This is a genomic window from Fictibacillus sp. 26RED30, from assembly GCF_015903845.1.
GTDB lineage: Bacteria > Bacillota > Bacilli > Bacillales > Fictibacillaceae > Fictibacillus > Fictibacillus phosphorivorans.
Genome location: NZ_JACZDV010000002.1, coordinates 244,391 through 269,718, shown reverse-complemented (window position 1 = coordinate 269,718; position 25,328 = coordinate 244,391). Strand labels below are relative to the sequence as shown.

The 25,328-nt window shown below is 41.0% G+C and carries 31 protein-coding genes and 1 riboswitch; of the genes, 21 read left to right on the top strand and 10 right to left on the bottom strand.

Annotated features, from left to right (window positions below; all coding sequences use genetic code 11):
• Positions 1-57 precede the first annotated feature (57 nt).
• From IHV11_RS14040 to IHV11_RS14025, 4 genes are all read left to right on the top strand, one after another.
• Entirely contained in the window at positions 58-390 is a 333-nt protein-coding gene (locus IHV11_RS14040; RefSeq protein WP_197195221.1) for a PadR family transcriptional regulator, read from the top strand.
• The gene (locus tag IHV11_RS14035; RefSeq protein WP_197195220.1) at positions 387-1,157 is read left to right on the top strand and encodes an HAAS domain-containing protein; all 771 of its coding nucleotides are present in this window, start codon (positions 387-389) and stop codon (positions 1,155-1,157) included. Before IHV11_RS14040 ends, IHV11_RS14035 begins: the two co-directional genes overlap by 4 nt.
• Positions 1,158-1,332: 175 nt before the next feature.
• Positions 1,333-2,217 (top strand): ATP-binding protein, encoded by an 885-nt coding sequence (locus IHV11_RS14030; protein WP_197195219.1) that lies wholly within the window; start codon positions 1,333-1,335, stop codon positions 2,215-2,217.
• A gap of 65 nt (positions 2,218-2,282) precedes the next feature.
• A complete protein-coding gene (locus tag IHV11_RS14025) occupies positions 2,283-4,214 on the top strand; it encodes a vWA domain-containing protein (RefSeq protein ID WP_197195218.1) in 1,932 nt (643 codons plus the stop codon).
• A 53-nt stretch (positions 4,215-4,267) separates the two neighbouring features.
• Here the strand turns inward: IHV11_RS14025 and IHV11_RS14020 are convergent, their stop codons facing one another.
• Entirely contained in the window at positions 4,268-4,459 is a 192-nt protein-coding gene (locus IHV11_RS14020; RefSeq protein WP_197128417.1) for a hypothetical protein, read from the bottom strand.
• A 177-nt stretch (positions 4,460-4,636) separates the two neighbouring features.
• On the opposite strand from IHV11_RS14020, the gene IHV11_RS14015 reads away from it, so the two are divergent.
• Complete coding sequence (locus tag IHV11_RS14015) at positions 4,637-4,927, top strand: hypothetical protein (protein ID WP_197195217.1); 291 nt, start codon at positions 4,637-4,639, stop codon at positions 4,925-4,927.
• Between the two features lie 30 nt (positions 4,928-4,957).
• Here IHV11_RS14015 and IHV11_RS14010 read toward each other — a convergent pair whose 3' ends face one another.
• The 3 genes from IHV11_RS14010 to IHV11_RS14000 form a co-directional block, all read right to left on the bottom strand.
• On the bottom strand, positions 4,958-5,626 hold the full coding sequence (locus tag IHV11_RS14010; RefSeq protein ID WP_197195216.1) for a sulfite oxidase-like oxidoreductase: 669 nt from the start codon (positions 5,624-5,626) through the stop codon (positions 4,958-4,960).
• A gap of 103 nt (positions 5,627-5,729) precedes the next feature.
• A riboswitch (SAM riboswitch) is annotated at positions 5,730-5,837 on the bottom strand.
• Between the two features lie 64 nt (positions 5,838-5,901).
• A complete protein-coding gene (locus tag IHV11_RS14005; protein ID WP_197195215.1) occupies positions 5,902-6,117 on the bottom strand; it encodes a hypothetical protein in 216 nt (71 codons plus the stop codon).
• A gap of 191 nt (positions 6,118-6,308) precedes the next feature.
• A complete protein-coding gene (locus IHV11_RS14000) occupies positions 6,309-7,487 on the bottom strand; it encodes a S8 family peptidase (protein WP_197195214.1) in 1,179 nt (392 codons plus the stop codon).
• 335 nt (positions 7,488-7,822) lie between these two features.
• Here IHV11_RS14000 and IHV11_RS13995 point away from each other — a divergent pair, with 335 nt between their 5' ends.
• Positions 7,823-8,002: a hypothetical protein gene (locus IHV11_RS13995; protein WP_197128425.1), complete on the top strand. Its 180-nt coding sequence runs from the start codon at positions 7,823-7,825 to the stop codon at positions 8,000-8,002.
• Between the two features lie 48 nt (positions 8,003-8,050).
• Entirely contained in the window at positions 8,051-8,266 is a 216-nt protein-coding gene (locus IHV11_RS13990) for a carboxymuconolactone decarboxylase family protein (protein ID WP_197128427.1), read from the top strand.
• Between the two features lie 49 nt (positions 8,267-8,315).
• On the opposite strand, the gene IHV11_RS13985 is transcribed toward IHV11_RS13990, so the two are convergent.
• On the bottom strand, positions 8,316-8,687 hold the full coding sequence (locus IHV11_RS13985; RefSeq protein ID WP_197195213.1) for a VOC family protein: 372 nt from the start codon (positions 8,685-8,687) through the stop codon (positions 8,316-8,318).
• Positions 8,688-8,814: 127 nt separating this feature from the next.
• Between IHV11_RS13985 and IHV11_RS13980 the strand changes: the two genes are divergently transcribed.
• A complete protein-coding gene (locus IHV11_RS13980; RefSeq protein ID WP_197195212.1) occupies positions 8,815-9,312 on the top strand; it encodes a DUF1648 domain-containing protein in 498 nt (165 codons plus the stop codon).
• A 273-nt stretch (positions 9,313-9,585) separates the two neighbouring features.
• On the opposite strand, the gene IHV11_RS13975 is transcribed toward IHV11_RS13980, so the two are convergent.
• The gene (locus IHV11_RS13975) at positions 9,586-9,726 is read right to left on the bottom strand and encodes a YpzI family protein (protein WP_082861516.1); all 141 of its coding nucleotides are present in this window, start codon (positions 9,724-9,726) and stop codon (positions 9,586-9,588) included.
• A 163-nt stretch (positions 9,727-9,889) separates the two neighbouring features.
• On the opposite strand from IHV11_RS13975, the gene IHV11_RS13970 reads away from it, so the two are divergent.
• Entirely contained in the window at positions 9,890-10,504 is a 615-nt protein-coding gene (locus IHV11_RS13970; RefSeq protein ID WP_197195211.1) for a hypothetical protein, read from the top strand.
• A gap of 138 nt (positions 10,505-10,642) precedes the next feature.
• On the opposite strand, the gene IHV11_RS13965 is transcribed toward IHV11_RS13970, so the two are convergent.
• On the bottom strand, positions 10,643-10,822 hold the full coding sequence (locus IHV11_RS13965; RefSeq protein WP_066398675.1) for a DUF2187 domain-containing protein: 180 nt from the start codon (positions 10,820-10,822) through the stop codon (positions 10,643-10,645).
• A gap of 188 nt (positions 10,823-11,010) precedes the next feature.
• Here IHV11_RS13965 and IHV11_RS13960 point away from each other — a divergent pair, with 188 nt between their 5' ends.
• Genes IHV11_RS13960 through IHV11_RS13940 form a run of 5 tightly spaced genes read left to right on the top strand, consistent with a single transcriptional unit; the run spans position 11,011 to position 14,985 of the window.
• Positions 11,011-11,583, top strand: a complete 573-nt coding sequence (locus IHV11_RS13960; RefSeq protein ID WP_197128435.1) for a biotin transporter BioY — start codon at positions 11,011-11,013, stop codon at positions 11,581-11,583.
• Positions 11,584-11,625: 42 nt separating this feature from the next.
• A complete protein-coding gene (locus IHV11_RS13955) occupies positions 11,626-13,104 on the top strand; it encodes an AMP-binding protein (protein WP_197195210.1) in 1,479 nt (492 codons plus the stop codon).
• Positions 13,101-14,207: an acetyl-CoA C-acyltransferase gene (locus tag IHV11_RS13950; protein ID WP_197195209.1), complete on the top strand. Its 1,107-nt coding sequence runs from the start codon at positions 13,101-13,103 to the stop codon at positions 14,205-14,207. Before IHV11_RS13955 ends, IHV11_RS13950 begins: the two co-directional genes overlap by 4 nt.
• Complete coding sequence (locus IHV11_RS13945) at positions 14,204-14,581, top strand: MaoC family dehydratase (RefSeq protein ID WP_197195208.1); 378 nt, start codon at positions 14,204-14,206, stop codon at positions 14,579-14,581. Before IHV11_RS13950 ends, IHV11_RS13945 begins: the two co-directional genes overlap by 4 nt.
• Positions 14,582-14,583: 2 nt before the next feature.
• On the top strand, positions 14,584-14,985 hold the full coding sequence (locus IHV11_RS13940) for a MaoC/PaaZ C-terminal domain-containing protein (RefSeq protein WP_197195207.1): 402 nt from the start codon (positions 14,584-14,586) through the stop codon (positions 14,983-14,985).
• A gap of 110 nt (positions 14,986-15,095) precedes the next feature.
• Here the strand turns inward: IHV11_RS13940 and IHV11_RS13935 are convergent, their stop codons facing one another.
• Together IHV11_RS13935 and IHV11_RS13930 are read right to left on the bottom strand one after the other, a co-directional pair.
• Positions 15,096-15,311, bottom strand: coding sequence for a DUF2922 domain-containing protein (locus IHV11_RS13935; protein WP_066398672.1), 216 nt, complete (start codon positions 15,309-15,311; stop codon positions 15,096-15,098).
• A 41-nt stretch (positions 15,312-15,352) separates the two neighbouring features.
• Entirely contained in the window at positions 15,353-15,571 is a 219-nt protein-coding gene (locus IHV11_RS13930; RefSeq protein WP_197195206.1) for a DUF1659 domain-containing protein, read from the bottom strand.
• Positions 15,572-16,172: 601 nt separating this feature from the next.
• Between IHV11_RS13930 and IHV11_RS13925 the strand changes: the two genes are divergently transcribed.
• The 7 genes from IHV11_RS13925 (at position 16,173) to IHV11_RS13895 (ending at position 23,663) form a co-directional block, all read left to right on the top strand.
• On the top strand, positions 16,173-16,673 hold the full coding sequence (locus tag IHV11_RS13925) for a sigma-70 family RNA polymerase sigma factor (protein WP_197195205.1): 501 nt from the start codon (positions 16,173-16,175) through the stop codon (positions 16,671-16,673).
• A 195-nt stretch (positions 16,674-16,868) separates the two neighbouring features.
• Entirely contained in the window at positions 16,869-18,494 is a 1,626-nt protein-coding gene (locus tag IHV11_RS13920) for a DUF6583 family protein (RefSeq protein ID WP_197195204.1), read from the top strand.
• Positions 18,495-18,791: 297 nt separating this feature from the next.
• The gene (locus IHV11_RS13915; RefSeq protein WP_197195203.1) at positions 18,792-20,021 is read left to right on the top strand and encodes an ABC transporter permease; all 1,230 of its coding nucleotides are present in this window, start codon (positions 18,792-18,794) and stop codon (positions 20,019-20,021) included.
• The gene (locus tag IHV11_RS13910) at positions 19,991-21,154 is read left to right on the top strand and encodes an ABC transporter permease (protein WP_197195202.1); all 1,164 of its coding nucleotides are present in this window, start codon (positions 19,991-19,993) and stop codon (positions 21,152-21,154) included. Before IHV11_RS13915 ends, IHV11_RS13910 begins: the two co-directional genes overlap by 31 nt.
• Positions 21,151-21,864 carry an ABC transporter ATP-binding protein gene (locus IHV11_RS13905; RefSeq protein WP_197190076.1) on the top strand — a complete coding sequence of 238 codons (714 nt, stop codon included), beginning with the start codon at positions 21,151-21,153 and terminating at the stop codon, positions 21,862-21,864. Before IHV11_RS13910 ends, IHV11_RS13905 begins: the two co-directional genes overlap by 4 nt.
• Positions 21,865-21,965: 101 nt before the next feature.
• Positions 21,966-22,835 carry a DUF6843 domain-containing protein gene (locus tag IHV11_RS13900; RefSeq protein WP_197195201.1) on the top strand — a complete coding sequence of 290 codons (870 nt, stop codon included), beginning with the start codon at positions 21,966-21,968 and terminating at the stop codon, positions 22,833-22,835.
• A 174-nt stretch (positions 22,836-23,009) separates the two neighbouring features.
• Entirely contained in the window at positions 23,010-23,663 is a 654-nt protein-coding gene (locus tag IHV11_RS13895) for an NlpC/P60 family protein (RefSeq protein WP_197195200.1), read from the top strand.
• 508 nt (positions 23,664-24,171) lie between these two features.
• Here IHV11_RS13895 and IHV11_RS13890 read toward each other — a convergent pair.
• Positions 24,172-25,215, bottom strand: coding sequence for an STAS domain-containing protein (locus IHV11_RS13890; protein ID WP_197195199.1), 1,044 nt, complete (start codon positions 25,213-25,215; stop codon positions 24,172-24,174).
• Positions 25,216-25,328: the final 113 nt, after the last annotated feature.

The following is a 25,328-nucleotide window of genomic DNA, read 5'->3' as shown; positions in this document are numbered from 1 at the left end:
ACATTCTTTTTTATCTATAACCCTTGTAATACAAGATAGTGAAATGAGGTGTAGCACATGTCGAACACTCAAATGTTAAAAGGAATTCTCGACGGCTGCCTATTAGCCATCATCAACGAAGGAGAAGTTTATGGCTATGAGTTAGCTGAAAAGCTTGAGTCATACGGATTTCAACAGACGAGTGAGGGAACGATCTATCCGCTATTAATACGAATGCAAAAAGAAGAACTTGTTACGACGACGCTAAAAAAATCAACGGCGGGGCCAAGGCGGAAGTATTATTCACTTACCTCAAAGGGCGAGGAAGAACTTCAAGCATTTATTGAAAGATGGAATCAATTAAGCCGTTCGGTCGATCAAATTTTACAAAAGAGAGGAAGCGGAAAATGAATGCGCCCAAACATACGTTAACAGCTGAAAGTCAGGATTTTTTAGATAACCTAAGCCTTTACTTGTTTTCGAGTGGAAAAAAAGATGAAGAGGTGAAAGAGATCGTAGAAGAGTTGGAAGACCACCTGATTGAAGCGGAAAAGCGCGGAAAATCAGTATCTCACATCATCGGCCATTCGCCAAAAGCTTATATGGAGCAGCTTTCAAACGAAATGTCATTTGATTTCAAATGGCTCTCTTACTTGCCGATCATCGTTCTCGGTGTTTTCGCCTATGTTTTGCTTGGTGATTCGATAAGAGGAGGCGTGAAGTACACGTTGCTTCAAGTGATCGGTTATCCGGCCGTTAGTGTCATCCTCGTGCTTTTCTATTTAAGAATGTTTAAGTTCTTAGCGAGCACTAAGCTTTCTAAAACAAAGACGATCATCACCACATTGACCTTAGGAATCTTACCAATTTTGTTCTTTTTAGGTCTTATGTTTGCAAACGATGCATATAAGACTCCGGTCGTCATAAAGCTTGGAACAACAGGAAACATTATCGCGGCACTCCTTGCTATCGCCATCTTTATTGGAATCTCATTATGGAGCAAAACCTGGTTCACAATCGTCATTCCAACCATGCTTTTTCTACCTGAATTTATAATCAGCCTGACCTCATTCGAAAAAGAAACGAAAGCCATCTTAACAATAAGTGTGCTGTTTGTAACACTTATTATCTATAACGTGTATACGTTTAAAAAAGCGAAAAAAGAGAACCGAATCTAAATGGTCGGTTCTTTCTTCTGAGTAGAAAGTGTTTAACAAACAACGTACTTGCACTGAAAAAGCTTACAATGTTACATTGTGTAAGGCTTTACACAGCAAATAAGTGGAAATACTGTTGATAGATGAAGTGATCTAGAATAATGGTAAGATCACTGATACAGAAAGGAAATTTGATATGAATCTCCAACTTCCGATTGAAATAAAAGAAAAACTGCAGCAAGATGCAGCAAAACGACTAGAAAATCTACCAAATGAATATAAAGAATTAATTGGGGAGCAGGGATATACAGCGCCTGATGCAGCATTGATTGAGGATGCAGTGATCGCGCTTGCTCTCGGAAAAAATGTATTGTTGAAAGGACCGACGGGTTCAGGGAAAACAAAGCTTGCAGAGCTTCTTTCAAATGTGTTCGGACAACCTCTGCACCAAGTCAACGCTTCTGTCGATCTTGATGCTGAAGCGCTGCTTGGTCATAAGACGTTAAGCTACAGCGAGGGCAAACAAGAGATAGAGTTCATTCCAGGACCAGTCACGAGAGCGGCAGCGAACGGACATTTTCTCTATATTGATGAGATCAACATCGCAAAACCAGAAACGCTGCCGATTCTAAACGGAATGCTCGATTACCGCCGTACGATTGCCAATCCTTTCACAGGTGAAGTGGTAAAAGCGCAGCGTGGTTTCAATGTCATTGCCGCGATCAACGAAGGGTACATCGGAACAGTTCCGTTGAACGAAGCGCTGAAAAATCGTTTTGTCGTGATTGAAGTGCCTTACATTCAATGTGATACGTTAAAAGAAATGCTAAAAAACCAATCTCAGCAAAAAGACGAAGAGGTACTATCCAAGTTTGTTCAGTTGTCGTCAGATTTGATCGGGCAAGCAAAAGCAGGTCATCTGTCTGAAGATGCAGCATCTATCCGTGCGTTGCTAGATGCAGCCGATCTCTCTGTTTATTTGCCGGCGAAGCGTGCCATTCAGCGCGCGATCGCAGACAAGCTTGAAGATGCGCGCGAACGCGCCCTCGTCGCTAACGTAGCCGCAACCCTGTTCGCGTAAGCTGGGAAATGGGGTCAGACCCCATACAATTTATTTCCCACGACGATTTTGGAGGTTTTCCCTAGATGAAATTCCTAGTATTTGCGGATACAAAGATCGATTCTTTTGTTCACATGCAACTGATCGATCTTTCCCGCTCACTCTCAAAAGTGGATAAAATGGACGTTTCGTTCTCGTATCACTCGTACCTTGAACGAAACAGCGGCGTCACACACGTCAGCCAGTTCTGGAACCCGTACCCGCGCGAAATTCAGCTGGAAGGCTGGAAATCGGATGTTTATTTGCGCAGCTATGGTACTCAGTTTCACACGGACGACCATGTGATCTGGGATACCTTGAAGCAGTTGAAATCTCATCCGCACCGTGAATTTCTCAAGCAAGTCCTTCTTTTTGCAGAAGATTATCGATTAGAACAGATCTGTGTTAGCGACCGGCCGGGGATGAAGCATGCTTTTAAGCTGCGAAAAGAAACGTTTCAGGTTCATTACAACCGTGAGTACCGAAAGCATATTCAGCAAAAACGTACACTTGATGCGTTTTTTTGCCATATCATTCTTTTAGCGAACAAACGATTTGTAGCCGTGCCAGAAGAAACGCAGAAACTCTATCAAGAACTGCGATCTCATTTAACAAAACTTACAACGGCAAAATCGACTGAAGATATAGCGGCTATCATCAGCGAAATGGCTGCTATCACACAAAAACATACAAACTTAAACGATATGAAAACCGCATATCGCAGTTTCAGCGATCAGTCGCAGCAAAGCAAAACAACTGGTGAGACCGATCAAAACTTTGACGACCTTACACGCAACAACGAAACGAAAACGAAGAAAACGATCACCAAGGATGAAGATTCAGACAAAGATAAAGACGATAAAGAAAAAGAGTCTCATTCTTCTTGGCATGATGAAACATCTGATCCGCAGGATTCATTTTTACAGATGGATCTTGATCAAGGGACAAACACAGACCTGTTAGGAGAAGGTGCGAGGGAAGCGGAAAGTGGTGACGCGGTGTTCGGATCGGTTCAAACGAGCGCTAAAAGTACAGACAACAACGACTTCGACACCCAAAACGAGCATGAAGCCGAAACCGACAACAACCAAAATGGTTCTGACTCTGCAAACCACTTCCCGTACGGAGAAGTGAACAAGAACGTAACCGAGCATTTCTTGCCAGCGAAACCGGCAACTCTCGACGAAATTGCTCAATACGACGAATATAACCAAGAGATCGCGCCATTCGTTTCGCAGCTGAAACAGAACTTTTTAAAAACGATGGAGCACAAACGAACAGCACCGAGAGAAGATTTGCACTTTGGAAGACTTGGAAAGAAGCTTACGAGGCTCGTAACTGATAAGAATCCAAGGCTTTTCCGGAAAAAGCAGGAATCTCCACAAGAACTCGATACGACGTTCACGCTCCTCGTCGACTGTTCAGCGTCCATGTTCAACAAGATGGAAGAAACGCAAAAAGGGATCGTGCTTTTTCATGAAACGTTAAAAGCTCTTCGGATTCCGCATTCTGTAGTTGGCTTTTGGGAAGATGCAGCAGATGCTTCTACTAACGATCAGCCGAATTATTTTCATGATGTGATCTCCTATCGTAACTCTCTGCATCAATCGGGAGCGCCGATCATACAGCTCGAACCACAAGAAGATAACCGTGACGGCTACTCCATCCGACGTATGGGTGAGGAGCTCGCAAAGCGTCCAGAGCAGCAAAAGATTCTGCTCGTTTTCTCAGACGGTGAACCAGCGGCTTTCGATTATGAATCGCATGGCGTACTCGATACACATGAAGCAGTCACTCGTACACGAAAGCATGGGATCGAAACGATTGGTATGTTTATCGCAAACGGAGAGATTACAGAGGAAGAAGAGAAGTTAATGCAGAACATCTATGGTCCGCAAAATGTAGTTGTGCCAAGTGCTTCGGAGCTTGTCGACTATTTGATGCCTGTACTTCGTAAGCTCCTTTTCAAATCTTTATAAAACGCCAAAACGCCTGGGGTAGTTAACCCCGAGGCGTTTTTTTTATGTATGTATCAATATTCCAGTAGCTTCAGCCATGCAAAGATTACTCCAACAAACCCCGTGTAGCTAAAGATCCTAACAGACCATTCTGGTAAGGCTGTTCGAAGTACGCTTGAAAATATGCCGACCACAATGATTGCGGCAAGTAAGATGTAAATGGAAATGATATCGAACGGAATACGAAAAGACAGCCATTGTTCCATCGCCAAACCTCCCTAGTAAGGATAATATCGGACAAAATGCCTATACATTAAGAACAATTCACGAAAAAAGCCGAATTTTTATGTGTTCGAAAATCGGGATATGAAGGGTAACATCGGGCACCGCAAATAGGGCAAACGCATATAGTATTACTAATTCAGGTGTTAGGAGTGAATGATGTGAATCAACGTGTAGTAGACGTCATTTTAGCAGAAGCAGAAGAAGAATACTTATCAAATAATAAAGATGGTACCACGTTTGCTGCAGAACTCGCCTTACTCGCCTCAACGCTTGTGACCGCGGGGGATTTTCTAGCTACGTTCAGTGCAGCGATCGCTCTCAGACAAGTGTATATCGATCAAGCGAACGATCTTAAAGACCAGCAAGAACAAGAAGCTCAGATGAAAGACATCCAAGATCAGATTACAGCGCTAAAAAATGAGATTAAAATGCTGAGGGGAAGAAAATAAACGTTCTTCCCCCTAATTTTTCATTTGGGATCAATCATACTCTTTCTTTTTCCACTCATCTTCAGGCATCTCAAATTCATCGCTCGAAAATCGTTCTTCTTTGAACGGGTCGCCGTACATATGAAAGCCGTTCTGCTCCCAAAAGCCTGGCTGATCCTCATCTAAGAACTCGAACTTACGAATCCACTTTGCACTTTTCCAAAAATAAAGATGCGGAACGATGAGACGAAGCGGAAACCCATGCTTTTCCGTTAACGGCTTGCCGTCAAAAGAGTGCGCAAGAATCACATCATCGCGTAACAGATCTTGGATAGGAACATTCGTCGTATAATCGTAATCAGCGTGGACCATCACAAACTTTGCTTTTGAATCCACATTTAAGTGCTTTAAAAAGTCAGTAAATTTAACACCTTCAAACGCATTGTCGAACCGTGACCATCTCGTCACACAGTGAATATCTCTTACTACTGTCGTTTGAGGCATCTTCATGATGTCTTCAAAACTAAATTCGACACGTTTTCCTACGAGTCCTTCTACAGATAACGACCATTTTTTCATATCGTAAACAGGAACGTCCCCCTCATGAAGAATAGGGAACTTTTTTGTTTCAACCTGCCCAGGAGGCAGGCGGTTCTCTAGTTTTTCATCGACTTGTGGGACACGCATCTTTTTAATGCGATTCGCTTTGTTAAGGTCCATACATGAACATCCTTTCTTTAGTGCGATTGATTCCATTTGAGGTAGCAAAACAAAAAACGCCCTCTTTTATAAAAAAAAGAGGACGAATGGTTCTGTTCACATCCTCTTATCTTTCAGTCTGTAAAACTGTTAGATGTAGCACCGTGCCTAACAAATTAGGTGGTTGCCGGGCTTCATAGGGCTAATTCCCTCCGCCTGCTCGAAATAAGAGACCGATTAATCGGCTTAAAAACGATATGTAAGTTACAACTATTATACAGTCAGGACATGAAAAATCAACTCGAAATGAGATCAGCCACAAAAGACATCTCACGAGAAATGCCTAGATACAGAACGACCACTCCAAAAACCGCAGTGCTGATCAAGAAAAAGTACACGATCTTTTCTTCTGCTTCCTTTTCACTCTGCCTTTTTTCCGTTTCCGTCGACTCACTCTTGCCAGAACCTTGAGACGTTTTTTTCTTTTGCTTACCTTTACCAAGACCAAACATAGCTGAAATCCTCCGCTTCTTACAGATGTTTCTGTTAACAGTTTTTCATGAAAGAGGAGGTTTTAAACCGTACACGTTACATTTATAGAAGGAAATTGAAGTTGTCACCTATAAAAAAACGAAAATAAAAAACCTCCAGAAGTGATAAACACTAACTTCCAGAGGTTTGGGAACATTTTTATTTATATCAATTACTGCTGAACAGCTGCCGCTGCATTTACGCGTCCGTTTTGGAACTGGCTGCCTGTTCCGGATACAGGATCAGCTGTGTTTTCAAGCGCTGCACGGATTTGAGAAGCACTCTTACCTTGAGCCGCCAGAAGTCCTGCTACACCCGCAACAACTGGTGATGCCATAGACGTTCCTGAGAAACTCGCATACTGGTTATTTGGTGTTGTTGAATAGATGTTAACACCTGGCGCTGCGATATCAACCCACGTACCGAAATTTGAGAATGAAGCTTTACGGTCGTTTTGATCAGTAGCCGCAACCGCGATCGCGTTCGTATAATAAGCAGGATAGCTAGGAGAAGATACGCCCTCATTTCCTGCAGCAGCAATGACTATAGAACCTTTGCCCCACGCATAATCAACTGCAGATTGAAGCGTTTGTGTGCCGCCTGCTCCACCAAGACTTAAATTGATAACTTGCGCACCTTGATCAGCTGCGTAACGAATGCCTTGAGCGACGTCATCTAAAGATCCGCTGCCGTTCGCATCAAGTACTCGAACTGCTAGAATAGAAGCTTTTGGAGCAAGACCTGCGATTCCCACTCCGTTATTTGTGTTCGCAGCCGCGATACCGGCAACGTGTGTACCGTGCTCGTTCTCATCCAATGGATCGTTATCGTCATCTACATAGTCGGCACCTTTAATGACTTTCCCAGCAAGGTCTGGGTGGTTATAGTCAACGCCTGTGTCAATTACAGCAATTTTTACAGAGGAAGAGCTCTGCGTAGTATCCCAAGCTTGCTCAGCTCCTACTTTTTGTGGCGCATATTGCTGACTTTGATAAGCAGGATCGTTTGGTACATAGCTTGCATGGAACGTTAAGTTAGGTTCCGCATACTCAACAGAGTCAAGATTTTCATAGTTCTTGATCGCATCTGTCACACTGCCGTCTACTTTTACGACTGTAAAGTCTTTTGTAACCTCAACTACTTTACCGCCAAGTTGTGAAACTTTGTTTTTCGTATTAGCTGCTGCTGAAACAGAATCTTTAAAATGAACAATAATTTCTTGTGAAGCAGCTTTCGTTGCAGCCGGTGTAAAGGAAGCTTTCGACACCTCCGAATTTGCAGCAGATGCTGGCAATGCTAATGAAACAAGTAGTGGTAATGTTGCGGCAGTCGCCACGAAACGCTTTAACATAAAAATCACTCCTCTGTTGTATTTACCAAGCAAGCTTGGCTCCGATGGTAAGGAATTCAACAATTTTCAACAAAACCCTTTAATACTATTCGAAAATAATGATTATTTACCAAAAGACTACAATCACAGAGAAGATATTACTACAAGAGATTCTAGGTCCGCATGACCTATTTATTATCTTAAAATATAAAGTGGGTAGGTGATAAGTCTCAAATTCGACAGAAAGCGCATTCAGTCTCATCCCCTTAAACAGAAACATAGGACTACTTTGAAGAATGGTGTAAGGTAAAAGGGAAAGAAAAAAGAAATTTTTTATTTGAGGAGGAGGAATACAGATGGCACGTTTACCAGAAGTAGATGTGGAAGGAACACCCTTTAAGAAATCCCTTGCTAACGCACCAGGTATTCTAGATGCTTTTCAGCAGATGGAAAAAGCGCTGAACGACATACTAGAGCCTGAACTTATGGAGATGCTCCGCTTACGAGCGGCCTCAAACAATGGGTGCGATTACTGACAAAGCATGGACTACGGGACTCTGGATGAGTCCTCACGAAAAACGGCGATGAAGCAAGGAAACGCAGAACTATCAGAACGTGAGAGTCTAGCTCTCGAACTCGCTGATCACATCATGGCTTATCACGGACAACTGCCAGATGAATTATACAATCGACTCACGAAACATTTTTCAAAAGAAGAGATCATTGCGCTATTCTTCCAAATCGGAAGCAAAAACGGAGCCAACTGGTTTATTATCGCGATGGGAATACTAAACGATTAAAAAATAAAACGTCCAGATCACGCATGCGATCTGGACGTTGTTTTATGTATTATCTATGCTGGTCGATCAGGATTAGGTTTCCATCTGGATCTTCAAGAGTCAAACTCGCAGGACCCTCACTCGTTTCATCCGCTTCAGTCGATAACGAAATTCCTCTTTCTTTCAGCTGTTTCTGCAGCTCGCGAATATCAGTGAAATTTTCAAGATTTTTCGCATTTTGGTTCCATCCAGGGTTGAAAGTCAAAATATTTTGCTCAAACATACCTTGAAACAAGCCGATAACCGTATCCTCATTCTTCATAATCAACCAGTTATGCTCGATGTTGCCACCTAAAGATTCAAATCCTAAATTTTCATAAAAAGCTTTTGAACGGTGGATATCTTTTACACTTAAACTCACAGAAAAAGCACCAAGTTTCATAAGATCCTCCTTAAAATATCTGATAATTTAACTATAGATATCTTTTACCCTGATTACAATTCAATTCATGACGAAACTTTTCATCGAAAAAAAACGTATAGCATAGGGTAAGGAGGTTGAAAAGTATATGTATGAAGGCCGACCAAAACTTAAAATACAAAGAACATGGTTTGAAAACTTTTTAGATATCGCATCAATCACCTTATTGGTTATAGGAACAGTGAGCTTGATCTCACAGTGGGCTGCTATTCCGGACACCGTGCCAACCCACTTTAATGCAGCCGGAGAACCAGATGGCTGGGGAAGTAAGAACAACCTATGGATTTTAATCGTGATGGGAGCGGTAACGTGGTTACTTCTTACCGTGTTAGAAAAATTTCCGCACATCTACAATTATTTTAATTTAACGGAAGAAAACGTAGAAAGACAGTATAAAAATGCGCGCATGATGATCAATGTAATGAAAAATGAAATCTTGATCTTTTTCGTCTATATGACTTGGGCCTGTGCAGAAGTCGCCAATGGAACAAGTGAAGGATTAAGTGTGTGGGTACTCCCCATTTTTATCATAGGAATCACAGGATTCATCGCTTTTTTCATCGTAAGATCAATTAAATGGAAGTAAAAAAGGGGACGAACTTCATTTGGAGAAGTAGAGTCCTCTTTTTTTGAAGTGTGTCTTTTCCTAGAGTACATACTAGCTATGTGTGCGCCGTATAAGGATAGTTATTCATCATAGTTCGGTAATGTGAATTAATTTCACGGATAAGCTCCATAATTTCACGGTAAATCATTTTAATTTCACGGATAAATTTTTTTATCGAATTTTCGACTCATACCGACTACTGAAACAATAATAAAGCAGCTCATACCTTTTGGTGAGCTGCTCCATTTTTGATTATTGATCTTGATGGTTGCGTGCACGCGCTTCATCTGGACCTTCCATCTTAGTAGCACCAGAATATTTCAAATCTTGGTCACGGTCAGATTCAACTCGGCCAGATTCACGCAACTTCTTTTCCTGTCTGTCTTTTCCCATAGTGAAAACCCTCCAATCACATCAGATTTTCATTAGTATGAGGACTAACTGAAACTTTTATGTAAAAGCTGAAAATATCCTGAAACAGCCTACCCAAACGTTTAGCTTTTAGAGAAAAGGGAATCCCCTAACTACGAAAAAAATTAATCGAGGAGGACTTAAAATGGTACAGAGTGTAAACACTACAAACGGATATGAAAACGGCATGTATCCTGAAGATGCTTACGGTACAGCGCAACGAGAGAGAGTGGCAGATCCGCAAAAAAGCAAGCTACTAACAGGAATCGTAATTGGCGGTATCGTTGGTGGGGCACTTGCCTTGATTGATTATAATACACGGTCAAAAGTAAAGAACACTGCGGTAGGGTTGAAGGATAGTTCCAGCAAAATGATTACGGAAGTCAAACAAAATCCAGGTGAAGTGAAAGATCAGATGATCAGCCAGTTCAAAACAGCTAGCACCACCTTAAAAGATGCGATCAACGACGCGCAAGCACTCTATGAGCGTCTCAATAAAGACGTTTTTGGTAACATTAATACGCTAAAAGAGATCTCAAGTGATGTGTTATCGACAGCTAAAGAAACAAAAGGGGAGCTTGGCAGCATCGGTTCAAAATTAAAAGAAGCAGGATCCGAACTAGCTGATAACCCGATCGGAAATGACAAGCTGCACGATTATTCCACTGGATCAGCGCAAGAAACGACTTACACAAGAGAAAATGATTCAAACATCGTTTCAGTAGGCGTGACTTCACAGAACAATCGTAAAAACTTGTAAAAAAACAAAAAAACAGCTCTCTGCGCAGTTTCGCTGCACAGAGAGCTGTTTTTGTATTGTTGAAAATCTTTGAAAATGGATTGGAGCGAGGAGAAACTGCTACACTCCATTTAAAAGTCGTTTATTTCTATATAATATTTAGCTATTTATGATTTGTCTAATATCGTTCAAACGTACAACTTGCTTTGCATCTTCAAAATGCTCCGAATAGTTTTCTGTTACGGAAAAGTCCACAACAGCGGTGTTGGTCAACAATGAAGTAATTTCTCCTTTTAAGCCGTCGAATGTTTCAATAATATCACCGATTTTAAATTCCATGCCTTTTCCTCCAACGTAATTAATGTTTGTACTATTTTACCATAATTGTGACTATTTTTCCTTTTATTTTTAAAAACTTCTATTTGTTAAGTATTATAGCTGAATCAATTACGTATTGCTATTGAAGCGCTTTTAATGTTAACTTAAAATTAATATAAGTTGACATAACTATGATGAGGTGTTTTTTCATGAAAACAAAAGAGATGACGTATGTAGCTTTATTCGCAGCAATCATGATTGTATTAGGATTCCTGCCCCCAATCGTTTTGCCTTTTACACCAGTTCCCATTACAGCACAAACTCTTGGTGTAATGCTTGCAGGTGTGGTGCTTGGTGCCAGACTAGGCGGATTAAGTATGATTGTTTTCTTACTAGTAATTGCAGCTGGTGTTCCAGGATTAGCTGGTGGACGCGGTGGCGCAGGTGTTTTTGTAGGACCAAGTGCTGGATATATTCTTAGCTGGCCATTATCAGCTTTCTTAATCGGGTTATTGATCGAAAAAGCAAGACAGCCACTTCAAGTGTGGAAGGTCTTCATATACAATTTCGTCGCAGGAATCGTCTTTGTTTACCTATGCGGTATTCCAGTTGTTGCATTTGTAATGGACATCAGTTTGGAGACAGCTGCAGTTTCAGGTTTAGCTTACTTACCAGGCGATTTGATAAAAGCTACTATCGCAGCCGCACTTGGTGTTAAAATAAGACAAAGATTATTTAAAAATCAGACTGCTCTTACTCAAAATCATACGATCAGCCATTAATAGATTGTCTTCGGACAGTCTTTTTCTATAGGGAGGACTTCTGTGCTAATTACCGATACGATTCAACAAAGTGCCCTTTTACATCCTGAGAATACAGCGATTCAAATGGGTGAAGATAAAATAACCTATCTAGAACTGGACCGCAATGTTAAGAAAATCGCTTCATATTTTCATAGGCAGGCCTTCAAAGGAACCCAGGGAAAAGCAGCGCTATATGTGCCTAACGGAATCAATTTTCTACAATATTTCTTAGGAGCCATTTCTGCTGGCTGGATTTGTATTCCCCTTGATTTGAAATGGAAAGAAAAGGAGCTGGAAGATAGGCTAAAACAATGTGAGCCGGATTTGGTTATTACTACAGAAAAATGGCAGAGCAAAATGAAATACGGAAAAATCACTCTAATTTCTGCTATTGATGATGTAAGCCTAAGCCAGTGTGAAGAAGTAAAAAGTACTGTTGCAGACGATTCATTGTTTTATATGGGGTTCACTTCAGGTTCAACGGGTGTTCCGAAATGTTTTGTACGCAACCATCGTTCTTGGGTTAAAAGCTTTGCATGCAGTAAAACAGACTTTGGCCTTACTGAGAGTGACGCAGTACTCGTACCTGGACCACTTGTTCATTCGTTATTTTTGTACGCAGCGATCAGTACGATTTATTTAGGTGGAAAGGTGAAACTGTTGTCCAAGTTTTCAGCTACTCAAACTTTAAAAGAGATCAAGTCAGACGAAGTTTCAGCTCTTTATGCTGTTCCTACTATGCTTGCTGCACTAACTAAAGAAATGGATTCTCAGAACGGTGATCCAAGACTAAAAAGAATAATATCTTCAGGGGCCAAATGGGAATCTGGACTTAAAAGGAAAATAAATAATCTGTTTCCTAAAACAGAGCTTTTCGAGTTTTATGGTGCATCTGAATTAAGCTTTGTAAGCTTTATTAATCACCGAACTGCCTTACAAAAGCCGTTATCGGTAGGACGCGCTTTTCATAATGTAGAACTGTCTGTTCGAAAAGATGGATACGAAGTGGAAAAAGGAGAAATAGGTACTCTTTTTGTAAAAAGTGAGATGCTGTTTTCACACTATATTAATAGGCCAGATGCGAATAAAGAAGTTTGGGACGATAATGGATGGCTGACAGTAGGTGACTTGGCTAAGCTAGATGATGACGGAGATTTATTCATTATAGGACGCAGTAACAACATGATAATCTCTGGAGGACAAAACGTTTATCCTGAAGAAATCGAAAGAGTATTGCACTCACTAGATGGAGTTGAGGAAGCTGTTGTTTTTGGGATGCCAGATTCGTATTGGGGAGAGAAGGTTTCAGCAGCAATCATCCAAAAAGAAGATGCTAACCTTACAGTTCGTGATATCCAACGTTTTTGTAGAGAGCATCTTTCGACATTCAAAGTACCTAAACACATTATTTTTACAAAAGAGTTTCCTTATACGTCGAGCGGAAAAATTGCAAGATCAAAGATAAAAGAGATTTATAGCAAAGGTGTACTCTGTTCATGAAAAAAGCTGTTATTATCGATGCCAAACGTACAGTGATTGGAAAGAAAGCGGGCTACTTTAAAGGTGTTGGAGCAGAAAAACTAGCGGCTGCTGTCATTCAAAAGATTTTAAAAGATAATAATGTTTCTCCTGATTTGGTGTCAGATGTGATTTTAGGGAATGCAGTTGGTCCTGGTGGGAATATTGCACGCTTATCTGCTTTAACAGCAGGTCTTCCAGTGACCGTTGCAGGTTTTGCAGTTGATCGTCAATGCGGTTCTGGACTTGAAGCGATAAACCTCGCATGTCGGCTAGTTCAAACAGGTGCAGGAGACATATATTTAGCAGGTGGCACCGAATCCGTTAGTACATCAACGTTTCCACAACGAGCTCGCTTTTCTCCAGACTCTATAGGGGATCCTGACATGGGTGTTGGAGCTGAGAACGTGGCTGAAAAATACGGCATAACACGTGCAATTCAGGATGAATATTCGCTTCTAAGCTATAAGAGAACGATAGATTCTAATGAACAAAATCGCTTTAATAATGAACTCGTTGCGTATAATGATGTGCCCTTAATGGATGAAGGAATCAAGCGACTTTCTGTGATCGAAAGACTGCTGAAACGTGCAAAACCTGCATTTAAAGAAAATGGGACAGTTACTGCCGCAAATTCATGTGGTTTAAACGATGGTGCATCTATCGTACTCGTCATGAGTGAAGAAAAAGCGAAAGAGCTTAAGCTTGCACCAAAACTACTATTTATTGACGCTGTCACGGCAGGTGTTGATCCAAACGTGCCAGGAATCGGACCAGTTCCAGCTGTAAACACGCTTTTACAGAGGATGGACCTTTCTATAAGTGAAATTGATGTATTTGAGCTGAATGAGGCATTCGCGTCCCAAGTCGTTGCTTCTGCTCAAGAACTTAACATATCGTGGGACAAGCTGAACAAAGGCGGTGGTGCAATTGCATTTGGACATCCTTATGGTGCCTCAGGAGCGGTTCTCGTGACTTCACTGCTAAGGGAGATGACCTCAGGTGACCGGTTTGGTATAGCCACGTTAGGTATCGGCGGTGGACTTGGGATTGCAACACTATTTGAAAGGTGTGAGCACCCATGAATTTTAAACAGTATGAAGGGACAGTGACGCAGTCGGTTGCCATAACGATAACAGAAGCGCTTGTTAAAGCTTACGTTGAGGCATCAGGTAATCGAAAAAGTGCTATAGATTACGTTCCTCCAGCTCTACCGATGATTTTTTATCAATATATCAACGTGCCATGGTTTCACGAACAATCGTTTATTCACAAAGACCAAGTGTTTCATTACGAACATCCTATCTCGATTGGAGATACAATTCAATGTACTGTTTCCTTAATTTCCGTAGAGAAAAGACGTCAATTTCTTGTTTTGCATCAAGAGCTTATTGGTAAAAACGTGCACGGAAAAATGGTATTTTCGGCAAAATCGACTCTTTTAAAGGAGGCAGAGTGAAAATGGTTTATCATACCATAAAATTAGGCGATGCACTCGAGCCTTTACTAATAGAAGTAAATGAAGATTTGGTGAGGAAATATGGGGAAGTGTCTGGTGATTTTAATCCTATTCATTTTGATGATCGTGCTTCAAAAGAAAAAGGATTTTCGGCTAAAATCATACACGGTATGCTTTCGATGGCAATCGCATCCAATATTGTGGAACCCTATCTTGATAAAGGCTATTGGGTAAAAACATATGAGATGAAATTTAAAGCACCTGTTTTAGTAGGGGAAACGATCAGTATAAATGGAACAATCGAATCTGTTGAAAAAGAGTCATTTAACATAGATGTTACTATTTCAAGCCCGACTTATCCACAGGTAGCGAAAAGTAGAATTGTGCTACATGTGTATAAATAGCATTACTTATCCACATTATCAACAATATCCACAGTTCAAAAAAACCGTTTCCTAACCAATTGGTTAGAACACGGTTTTTTTACGGTCGCTGTAGTCACTTACTATATGATTTATAGTTCAATCTCGCTCACTTCACGATCAACAATACGCGCACCTTTTTTGCTCGTATAGTTTCCGCCCGAAGAAGTAAAAATGTTTTGTGCGATTACCGTGTCCATCGCTGCATTTACAGCTGCAGGATCAACCGGTTCGATCGGAGCATCCAGACGGATGGTTACCGTTTTGTTCTCTTGGTTAAGAAACTGCAATTCAAGCACTTTGGCCATTGAAATCCCTCCTTTCTTCTATATTTTCCTCGCTACTACTCTTAAGAGTGAATCGCGAAGGAATCGTTTCGCTTAATCATCACAAGGGGATACATTTGAAGTCCTGATAATGCGTTTGCTACCGCATAAAGCTGGTCAGGTGTTGAAGAAGTCTTAACATGAGCGAAGTTCTTATACTTCACTACCGGTTTGTTGTCTGCATCCAATCCACCATCAAGCTCCAAACGCATTGCTGAATCAATTAAAGCTGCTGTTGCCATGTGCCTCACCTCCTTTCACATCATAAGTTCCAGAAAGAAGTGAAAAGGAGCCATGAGGCTAACAAAATTTTTGAAATTACTAGAGTGTTGTTCAGAACCTACTTTGAATTGAAGAAAATCATTGAACGAAGGTGGAGTGCTTTCTAACTAAAGATGTTGCTCTCGACAACAACATTGATAAGTTGGTTGGAGTGCAAGGTGCGAGACTCCTGCGGGACAAGCGGTCAGGTGAGACCCTTAACGGCGCATAGCGGCAAGGGGCTCACCGCCTGCCCCGCGGAAAGCGAGCAACCTGAAACGGAAATCAACTTACATACAAATGCTCCACTGAGTTATCCACAAATCCCCTCCATTTACTCAAAATCAACACCCAAAACTTTCAAAATCCAGCATTTCACACAAAAAATCTATTAATTTTCGTAATTCTGCACACACATTGTGGATAACTTTTCAAAAGTTAACAGGCAACTTTTGTCGTTTTGCATCGTTAACTATACAACTTTTCAAGAGTTGCACTTTGTTTTACAAAACTCCTCCAATCTATAGTGAAGATACCGCGGAATTCCCCGAATGTGCGCACATTCCAAAAGGAACGATTCCCATGAAACACACGCCGTTTGAAGAAGTTGCAGCCATGTTCGAACCACTCATCAAATCCCAGATCAAACGCTACCACCTCACGAACCACTTCGATCAATACTATCAAGCTGGTTTACTCGGACTCTGGAAAGCTTACGAAACATATAACCCGGAAAAAGGACAGTTCTCGTCATTTGCTTTTATCCATGTTCGCGGCCGAATTTTACAAGAGTTGCGAAACGAGCTGAAGAGGCAGGAGGCGGAGGTCACGCATGATCCTCATGAATCGTTAACGTTTCAACACTTTTCCCATCAAGACCGCATTCCATTTTTGGAAGACGAGTCATTGAACCTTTATCTGATGCATCTAACAGAAAATCAGCAACGGTGGGTTGTGCATCGAGTCTTTCATATGAACACGGAGGCAGATATTGCAAAAACGTTTGGGGTCACGCTTTATGCGGTGAAGTCATGGAGAAAGGCTGCAATAAAAAAACTACGTACAGTTTTAAATACCCAATAAAATCAAACTTTCTTACTATGTGATTTGATGGATATAATTCTAGAATTAGGGTATAGTAGAAAACTGTGGGCGAAAAAATTCCTTTTTTACCCATAAAAGCCAATAGAGATATAAGCTGCTATTTTTTTAGAATAACAGTGTAATAAGTTGGTAGGACAAAGCTTATATATTTATTAAGAGGGGGACAATTAAACGATGGAAACACAAGTTAATCAGAGTACTGGAAACAAGAAAAGACCTTTAATCATTGGGCTAGCTATTATTGCAGTGCTTGCAATCGGGGCAACTGCTTATGCGATGTTCGTTGATCTATCTCCGCGTGAATTGTATTTAAAATCCGAGATGAACACATTTAAAGCACTGAACGAATCATTTGAAGACAGCTTTGGAGATGCGCTAGCATTATCTGAAAAGCAGATGGAAGAAGCGTATAAGTCTGAAGCGAGCGTTGGGGTAGATGTTGACCCGGCGATGTTTGGAGCAGGTGGAATGGAAGCGGCTTTGATCGGCTCTGTTCTTCAAAACAGCGAATTCAAAGTAACAACACAGCATGATCCTAAGAAAGAAGAAGGATCTGTTGGAATGGCTTTAAGAATGAATGATGCAGACTTAATGAATGCTGAGTTTTATCAAAACAACAAACAAACAGCTGTAAATGTACCCGCAGCTTACGATAAGAACGTTTACTTTGAAAACAGTCAGTTCGGTGACGTGATGCGTAAGTTTGATCCAGCGTACCAAGGTATGGAAAAGCTTGAAAACTTCTTTAAAGCAGTGGATGGCGATCTAAGTGAAGACGCTCGCGATGAAGCGTTTGAAGAGTTCGCAAAAGTGTATGCTGACAGCGTGAAAGATGAAAACGTAAAAATGAAAGACGATGTTGATTTTAAGGGTGAGAAGCTTCGCGAGTTAACGGTTTCTCTTTCTGAAAAAGAAACAAAGACAATGCTTGTAAACTTTGTTGAAAAGATTGAAAAAGACGATGAGATCCTAGATGCGATCGCTGAACAATCAGCATTGCAAGGCGGACTTCAAACAGGCATGATGGCACCAACGGGCAACATGAGTAAAGCAGATGCGAAGAAAGAAATTAAGACACTTCTTGCTGATGCGAAAAAAGCGATCAAAGATGACTTGCAAGTTCCAGGTGGAATGAAGCAAGTGGTTATCATCGATGGTGATGATAAAGTAGTAAGCCGTAACGTAACGATGAAGATTGGTGCGAACGGTGAAGAAGCGGTTCCGATGAACTACAAGTCTGAAAGCTGGACGAAGGGCGACGTAACGAACTCTTCTTGGGTTCTTAACGCAGGTCCTGAAAACGAAACATTGTTAGTTGATGTGAAGATGGAAAGCGAACCAAAAGGGAAAGACGGTAAGAAGCGCGACATTAAAGCGAAGTTCGAAATGACTGAAAACGGTACAACAGAAGGTATCGGTTTCCAAATTAAAGGTGAAGGCACAGATAAGAAGTCAAAATGGACGGCTAATCTTGTTCCTGCAGGCGATGCGCCAATGGAGCTTCCAGACATGACGCTTGAGATCGAGCACACGGGTGACCAAAACCTTGATAAAGACTTTGCAAACCACGATTACAAAGTAACACTAAAAGGTAACGACGCTACAATGGGCGATATTAACGTTGGATTGAACATCAAAACAAAAACAACGTTCGGCGATAAACTGAAATTCCCTGAGCTTTCAGAAGGAAAAGCAGTAAACGTAGCTGAGATGAGTGACGCTGAAATGATGACGATGATGTCAGAAATTCAACGCAACATCGAGCAATTTATCGGTGAAATCGCTCAAATGTTCCAATAGAATCATAATAAGAAGGACAGAGATAACTTAAAACAAAGTTGATCTTTGTCCTTTTTTTCTAACCATTAGGGTATTTAAAGCATGTAGGCTACGTCGGTTTTGTCGAGGATTGTAGACTCGTGGATAAACGGCCGAAACTTTTGGATAAAGTGCTAAAACTTTTGGATAAACAGGCAAAACTCGTGGATAAATAGGCAAAACTTCTGGATTCACCCAGTACAATGCCCCTGCGGGTATAGGTTCTGTGCCGTTTCAGCCCCAACCCATCACCAAATTTTAAACGAAAGGAACGACACTATGAGGCAAACGCTACTCATTGCCCATCTAACGGTAAAATGCTGGCTTAAGCAGCCTTTTCCTCTGATTGCTATGATGCTGTTTCCAATTTTGTTACTTGGAATCACGTATCTCGGGCTAAAACCACTTCTTGAAGAAAAGCAGTGGGTAGAGCCTTTTGCCGTAGCGATCGTAGATGAAGATAACACCTTTGAAACCAAATTGCTCATGAAGCAGTATGAAAACTCAGAAGAACTAAAAAATGTATTAACCTTTGAAAAAACAGATGCTGAGAGCGCGAGTGAAAAGCTGGCTAGCAACGAGATAGCGGGTATGGTGATCGTGCCGGATGGGTTTACTAAAGGGATACGCAAGGGCAAAAATATCCCAGTAACGGTGATCGGTAACCCTGAACGCCCTTTTCAAGCAAAACTCTTGCAGCAAGTGATGGTGTCGAACGCCAACTTGATATCTTCTGCACAAAGCGGAGCGAACGCAGCTTTTCATTATTTACGAAAAATGGACTTAAGCTCCGAAGAATTCCGAGCTTACCGCGACACGGTCATCACAGACTTTACGCTTCAAGCTCTGAACCGAAATAAGATTTACGAAACGGAAACACTAAGTACGTTAGGCGGAGTAACAACGATCGACTATTACAGCTTATCAGGTGTGTTGATTCTGTTACTCGTTGGTGGACTGTTTGGAATGAGTTTGACCGCAAGGAGTGAACAAACCGCACTGCGCGAAAGACTAAGTCTACAAGGGGTAAGATTTGGCGTATTCTTTTTTAGCAATGTACTATCCGTTTTCCTTCTGCTCGTCATCCAAAGCGTTGTTTTGACTGCTCTATTTTATGCTTTAACCAAAACATGGAGCATCACAGCGACATCATTGGTTTTAGCATACTGCTTAAGCATCGCATCCCTTTTCGCGCTTTGTCAGGAACTTTTTGTTCGTAACGGAGCAAAGTGGGGAGCGGGAATCATCCTTGCTGTGGGACTCATTGCTACAAGCGGAAGCGTTTTGCCGCTATCTTATCTTCCGGAAATGTGGCGCAGCATAAGTGTATTAAACATCGTGCATCAGGCACACAGCGGACTGATAGATACGCTATTTGTGGGGAACGAAGCGTGGATGTCTGTTCTACTGTTGCTTAGTTTTTCAATCACAATTTGGGCAGTGAGTTTGCTGCTTATCACGATAAAGAAGAGGTTGCCATGGTCTGGACAATTGCCATTACACGTATAAAACTACTGCTTCAAAGTCCGTGGAGTTGGCTGGGACTCATCGTTCCGGTTCTCGTGCTGGTTTTTTTAGACATGTCGGTAGAAAAAACAAGTGATGTCACCAAGATTCCAGTTGTAATCGTAGACGAGGACGAAACGGAATACTCAAAAACGGTCATAGAACGAGTTAGTAAAAATCCAGCGGTCTCGGTAAATGTTCATAATGAAGATGATGCGCGAAATCAGATTGAGACACAAAAAGCCGCCATCGGTTTCTTTATACCTGAAGGATTTATGGACAGTATACAGAAAAATGATGAAGATGGGCTTGTTACGATGTGGCTCTCGTCGGGTTCGATTTCTCATGGGTTAGTGCGCGAGATTTTTGCAAGTGAAGTGAAGCGATTATCGAGTAATTCGTACGGCGCAAACACGGTTTTAAAAACATACGGAAAAAGTGAGGAGTTAGATGCAAAGGAGCAGGCTGCGGTCTGGAAGGATGCTTGGGCGTATAGCGACAAACATTGGGAGCCTAAGCCTCTTATGACGGTTGACTATAAAGTTGGGGTAACGAGAGAATCGTCAGTAAAAGATACTGGTGATGCCGCTTCAATCTATGTTCCAGGAATGCTCGTACTTCTCATGTTGATTAGTTTTTTATATAACAGCTGGCCGATCAAAGACCGTGATTCTGGCATGCGCTCAAGAGTACCTTACGCTGCCGGCCGATTTTCAGCTTACTGGTTCGGAAACGCACTTGGTGTGTTGCTTTTACAGCTAGTCATGCTCATCATATTGATTGGTTTTGCCTGGTGGCGAGATGAGTTAACGTTGAACGTGGCTACGATTTTCGGTTTGATCGGTTACGTCTTATTCCTAAACGCGCTTTCTATTCTGTTCGCTTATTTCGTACACAGCAACCGCACATGGCAAGCGATCACTCTTTTTGTCGTATTGTGCACATCGCTCTTAAGCGGAACTTTCTTCCCGAGTGATGAGCTATCAAGCTTTTTACAACGTGCTGCAGAATGGACACCGCAATATTGGATCGTGTCATCGTTAAACCAAGAAACTCTTGTGATTCCCCTTGTTTTTGTGGGTCTCAGCATCGTTCTATATGTACTTTCAACTATAAAGGCAGGTGACAACGCTTGATTGCAGCAGAAAATTTGAAGAAGAAGTTTGGTAGAAAAGAAGTATTAAAAGAAATGAACTTCTTTATTGAAAAAGGAGAAACCGTCGGCGTTGTTGGCCCGAACGGTGCAGGTAAATCAACGCTTTTGAGAATCCTTGCAACCCTTATGAAAGGATCTGGCGGATCGGTTCAGATCGATGGGCTTGATGTGAGGAAAGAACAAAAGAAGATTCGCCAGAAAATCGGTTACGTACCTCAAGAAATCGCCGTCTATCATGAGCTAACAACGCGTGAAAATTTACGATTTTTTGCGAAGTTGGCGAAGGGATCGTCAGAAGAAAGATGGATGCAACGCTGCGAGGAGTGGCGACTGGCTGAGCACCTTGATAAGAAAGTGAAGCATCTGTCTGGTGGAAATCAGAGAAAGCTGAACATCTTGATCGCGATGTTGCATGATCCGGATCTTCTAATTTTAGATGAACCAACGGTCGGAATTGATATATCGGCAAAACAAGAGATTGTAAACGATCTGCGCCAGCTGGGGAGAGAAGGGAAGACGATTCTCTATTCCAGTCATGACGCGCAAGAGCTCGAAACATTATGTACTTCTTTTTTAATTCTAAAAGAAGGAGAGCTGCTATTTTACGGCTCAAAACAAAAAGTGCGACAGTTTGGTTCCGTTGCACAATCTGAAAACTTTGCGGAAACGCTTGGAGAGATTGTTGGATGAAGTCTGCTGATAGAGCAGGCTTCTTTTTTTATCCTGAATATTCCAATATCGCAACCAAAGTGATAGAATATATGTGAAAACATTCACAAGGAGGGTAGAAAATGAATAAGCATCTAATGAGAAAAATGAAGTCCGCTCTTTTGGCATCCTATTTATTACCCATGTTACTAGGTTTATATCTAGTATATGAATCTGGTTCAGCTGAAGGTTCTTTAGCTTTGATCATCGTTTTTTTACTTGCGCTAGCTGGTAACTTTTTGTATGGCATACCTGTATCTTTTCTAATAGATGCGATAACGAAAAAAGTTGATAGATTTCATTTCTTGTTGTCAGGCTTTTTACATATTCTCTTTGCATTATTGTCTTTTTTTATCATAAAAGAATATTCTTTCTTTGCGATTATTTGTGCTGCTCTCTTTTTCTTGTCTGAAGAATGGCAAAAGGTAAAAAAACAAAACTTTAAGTGGAAACCAATGATAGTGAAAAGTATCTTTATGGTTGGATTTACTGTACTTACATTGTATTTATCGCTTTACATGCATGAATTACTAGAAAAGAAAACGAACGAATACTACCTCATCCCAGCTGGTTATGTAGGTGGAGTGACAGTGATTTACGACATTGAAGATGAGCCTCAACCAAACAAAGTGGGAGACTACAATGTTATAAAAATAAATGATCAAGGGTACGGGCTAACAGCTTTACCAGAACCAGAAGGTACATTTAATAATAAATACTATTATATAGATGAAGAAGGGCGTAAAGAAAAGATTAAGGAAAAGTGTATTCATATAGGCAGTTCAGGATCTACATCAAATGATGACAGGGATTTTCTTTATAGTTTGTTTACCGTTATTAACTCAAATTGTACTGACCATTTTTCTACGTATGGTAGTCAATATTTAGAGGATCATAGCATCGGGGTTGAAGAAATTTTACAGCGAGAAGGATTTGGAGATTTCGGCTATTAGAGGACAAAATCGTTTATTACATATAATTATTTTAGCACAATACTAAATTCGACAAGGTTTTACAAGAAGACCAAATTCCTATTTTCCGTAACGGAAGCGTAAAACACAAGTCCTATTATTTATTGTAGGATAATAATAGATTACTTGGAAAATTAAAGGAGTTTGGGATAAATAATGAAAAAATGGATAGTTACATCAGTTTTAGGTGCTAGTTTATTATTGTCGCCGCTACAGGCGTTTGCGAATATTGGAGATCAGACACTTCGTCCGACAATGACACATTCAGACGTGAGAACACTTCAAACAATATTGCGAGATAAAGGTTACTTTACATATAGCGGTTCGGCAACTACATATTTCGGTTCTTATACAAAGAGTGCAGTAATGAGCTTTCAACGTGCCAAAGGATTGACGGCAGACGGGATTGCAGGTCGAAATACGTTTAACAAACTAGGAGTCTATAATGTTAACAATGCCTATCTAGTTGATTATGCAAAACGTTTTCAAGGTACGCCATATAAATGGGGCGGCACAACAACAGCTGGATTTGACTGTTCAGGTTACATCAACTATGTTTTTAAAAACTCACACAATATCGTTCTGCCGCGTACGGTGAAAGACATGTGGAACCAAACGGGGTATCGTGTATCCACTCAAGGTGTGGGAGATCTCGTGTTCTTTTCAACGACAGATTCTGGAGCTTCGCATATGGGCATTTATATCGGAAACGGAAAATTTATTCACGCTGGTTCTTCAACAGGCGTGACCATTTCAGATATGAGCAATACCTACTGGAAACCACGTTACTTAGGAACAAAGCGTCTATAATAAAGAAAAAGGAGTCCGATGGTGGACTCCTTTTTTCTGTCCTAGAACAAGATTCTTGCCCAAGGATCGCAACAGCAATGATGTTGCTTTTTCTTAGCTTTTTTGAACTTTTTGCACTTCAACACTTCGTAGCTAGAAGATGAAGAAGAGGAAGAAGAAGATGAAGAGGATGAAGAAGAAGATTCTTCACAAACCCATTCTACTTTCTTGTAACACTTTTCAACTTTTTCATGCTTCTCATGTTTGCAGTGGTCGTAGTTTCCACACTTGTAACACATTAATCGTTTCACCTCACAAATTGATACCGACTTCCAACTGGTTTCGGTTTCTGTATATCATATGTAAAGGCAGACAAGTTGCTTAGACGAATGATGGGGTTTAATAGAAATGGGGGTCTGACCCCATACAATTACAAATTCCTTCAATTTGTTCTTTCCAGAAACACACGGAGGAAAGTAAGCACTTATACAAAACAAAAATCCACGCTGCAACCGCAGCGTGGATTTTATTACTTCGTAGGTTCTTGTATGAGCATCCCTTCCTTTGCAAAGGCAAAGTGGATGGCGTGCTTCAGATTTCTAAAATATGTACTATCTCCAAGTGAATACTGGTGCTTCGTGATTTCTATACTTAATTCAGGTGAGATGCCGACCAATAACGTTTCCATTCCAAACAACCGAGAAGAGGAAACAAGCTTGTTCAACATATCCACCATTTCAGAATCAATAGACTTAATACCGGTTAGATCTAAGATAACAAATTTTGCTTTGTGTTGAGGCAGTGAAGTCAGAGTATGCTCTAACATATCTTTAGAACGGAGCTCATTGTATTTACCGATTAAGGGAATAACCACAATATGATCGGTTACCGGAATAATAGGAGAGGAAATCTCCCTAATCAAATCGGTTAACTCTCTTGTTCGGTCTTCAACCATAGCTTCTAGCTTCATAATTTCATGCTGTTCATCCCTTTGAACAAGATCACGGATGTTATCATTTGGTGTTATATGTGATTCCGAGATGGCTAATTTTAGTGTGTTAGGATCGGCTTCGTTTTCTAGGACCTCATACCACATGTTGGTTTGAAAGAGTCCTGTGAAAACTCCAGCCCAATGGCCAGGTAAGAATCGCCCCATGCGTTCGCTGTTCTGCGCTTTTTTAACTTTCGTTTCCCAGCTGTTCGTAATCGTAATGATCGCTTCTTTCTTTTTTACATCAAGCTCTATGTATGTTTTTCCCCAACCAGCTGATGCATAAATGGTAGGTAATGATTCAGCGGAAATTTCAATATTTCCGATTGTTCTTATGTAAAAATCACTAACGATTAACCCTGTCCGATATCCAGCTGTTTCAAAAACAAGATCGGCAGTTCCTTCTCCTGTGATCTCTTCGATGGAATCTAGGAACACCTTGAATGCTGAATCAATCCAAAACAGCATTACATCTTGACCTTCAAATTGAAAAATACCTTTTGCTGTGTCCCAATGAAAAGAAGAACCGTTAACATCTATACTTTTTTGAGATTCCATTAGTTCATTTGGCGACTGCTTCATTTATAATCCTCCATAGACAAAAATAGTAGACACCCTTTTCCCGTACCCTAATTCAATTAACATTAAACATTTGTGTGGGGTCTGACCCCACACAAATACATTACCCTCATTAT

Coding starts and splice junctions, on each gene's coding strand:
- IHV11_RS13920 (WP_197195204.1), top strand. CDS start 16,869: ATGGAAACACAAGTTAATCAGAGTACTGGAAACAAGAAAAGACCTTTA.
- IHV11_RS13940 (WP_197195207.1), top strand. CDS start 14,584: ATGGTTTATCATACCATAAAATTAGGCGATGCACTCGAGCCTTTACTA.
- IHV11_RS13990 (WP_197128427.1), top strand. CDS start 8,051: ATGAAGCAAGGAAACGCAGAACTATCAGAACGTGAGAGTCTAGCTCTC.
- IHV11_RS13900 (WP_197195201.1), top strand. CDS start 21,966: ATGAATAAGCATCTAATGAGAAAAATGAAGTCCGCTCTTTTGGCATCC.
- IHV11_RS14000 (WP_197195214.1), bottom strand. CDS start 7,487: ATGTTAAAGCGTTTCGTGGCGACTGCCGCAACATTACCACTACTTGTT.
- IHV11_RS14025 (WP_197195218.1), top strand. CDS start 2,283: ATGAAATTCCTAGTATTTGCGGATACAAAGATCGATTCTTTTGTTCAC.
- IHV11_RS14040 (WP_197195221.1), top strand. CDS start 58: ATGTCGAACACTCAAATGTTAAAAGGAATTCTCGACGGCTGCCTATTA.
- IHV11_RS14010 (WP_197195216.1), bottom strand. CDS start 5,626: ATGGACCTTAACAAAGCGAATCGCATTAAAAAGATGCGTGTCCCACAA.
- IHV11_RS13985 (WP_197195213.1), bottom strand. CDS start 8,687: ATGAAACTTGGTGCTTTTTCTGTGAGTTTAAGTGTAAAAGATATCCAC.
- IHV11_RS13895 (WP_197195200.1), top strand. CDS start 23,010: ATGAAAAAATGGATAGTTACATCAGTTTTAGGTGCTAGTTTATTATTG.
- IHV11_RS13925 (WP_197195205.1), top strand. CDS start 16,173: ATGAAACACACGCCGTTTGAAGAAGTTGCAGCCATGTTCGAACCACTC.
- IHV11_RS14005 (WP_197195215.1), bottom strand. CDS start 6,117: ATGTTTGGTCTTGGTAAAGGTAAGCAAAAGAAAAAAACGTCTCAAGGT.
- IHV11_RS13960 (WP_197128435.1), top strand. CDS start 11,011: ATGAAAACAAAAGAGATGACGTATGTAGCTTTATTCGCAGCAATCATG.
- IHV11_RS13945 (WP_197195208.1), top strand. CDS start 14,204: ATGAATTTTAAACAGTATGAAGGGACAGTGACGCAGTCGGTTGCCATA.
- IHV11_RS14030 (WP_197195219.1), top strand. CDS start 1,333: ATGAATCTCCAACTTCCGATTGAAATAAAAGAAAAACTGCAGCAAGAT.
- IHV11_RS13890 (WP_197195199.1), bottom strand. CDS start 25,215: ATGAAGCAGTCGCCAAATGAACTAATGGAATCTCAAAAAAGTATAGAT.
- IHV11_RS14020 (WP_197128417.1), bottom strand. CDS start 4,459: ATGGAACAATGGCTGTCTTTTCGTATTCCGTTCGATATCATTTCCATT.
- IHV11_RS13970 (WP_197195211.1), top strand. CDS start 9,890: ATGGTACAGAGTGTAAACACTACAAACGGATATGAAAACGGCATGTAT.
- IHV11_RS13915 (WP_197195203.1), top strand. CDS start 18,792: ATGAGGCAAACGCTACTCATTGCCCATCTAACGGTAAAATGCTGGCTT.
- IHV11_RS13965 (WP_066398675.1), bottom strand. CDS start 10,822: ATGGAATTTAAAATCGGTGATATTATTGAAACATTCGACGGCTTAAAA.
- IHV11_RS14035 (WP_197195220.1), top strand. CDS start 387: ATGAATGCGCCCAAACATACGTTAACAGCTGAAAGTCAGGATTTTTTA.
- IHV11_RS13910 (WP_197195202.1), top strand. CDS start 19,991: ATGGTCTGGACAATTGCCATTACACGTATAAAACTACTGCTTCAAAGT.
- IHV11_RS13950 (WP_197195209.1), top strand. CDS start 13,101: ATGAAAAAAGCTGTTATTATCGATGCCAAACGTACAGTGATTGGAAAG.
- IHV11_RS13995 (WP_197128425.1), top strand. CDS start 7,823: ATGGCACGTTTACCAGAAGTAGATGTGGAAGGAACACCCTTTAAGAAA.
- IHV11_RS13975 (WP_082861516.1), bottom strand. CDS start 9,726: ATGGGAAAAGACAGACAGGAAAAGAAGTTGCGTGAATCTGGCCGAGTT.
- IHV11_RS13930 (WP_197195206.1), bottom strand. CDS start 15,571: ATGGCAACAGCAGCTTTAATTGATTCAGCAATGCGTTTGGAGCTTGAT.
- IHV11_RS13935 (WP_066398672.1), bottom strand. CDS start 15,311: ATGGCCAAAGTGCTTGAATTGCAGTTTCTTAACCAAGAGAACAAAACG.
- IHV11_RS13980 (WP_197195212.1), top strand. CDS start 8,815: ATGTATGAAGGCCGACCAAAACTTAAAATACAAAGAACATGGTTTGAA.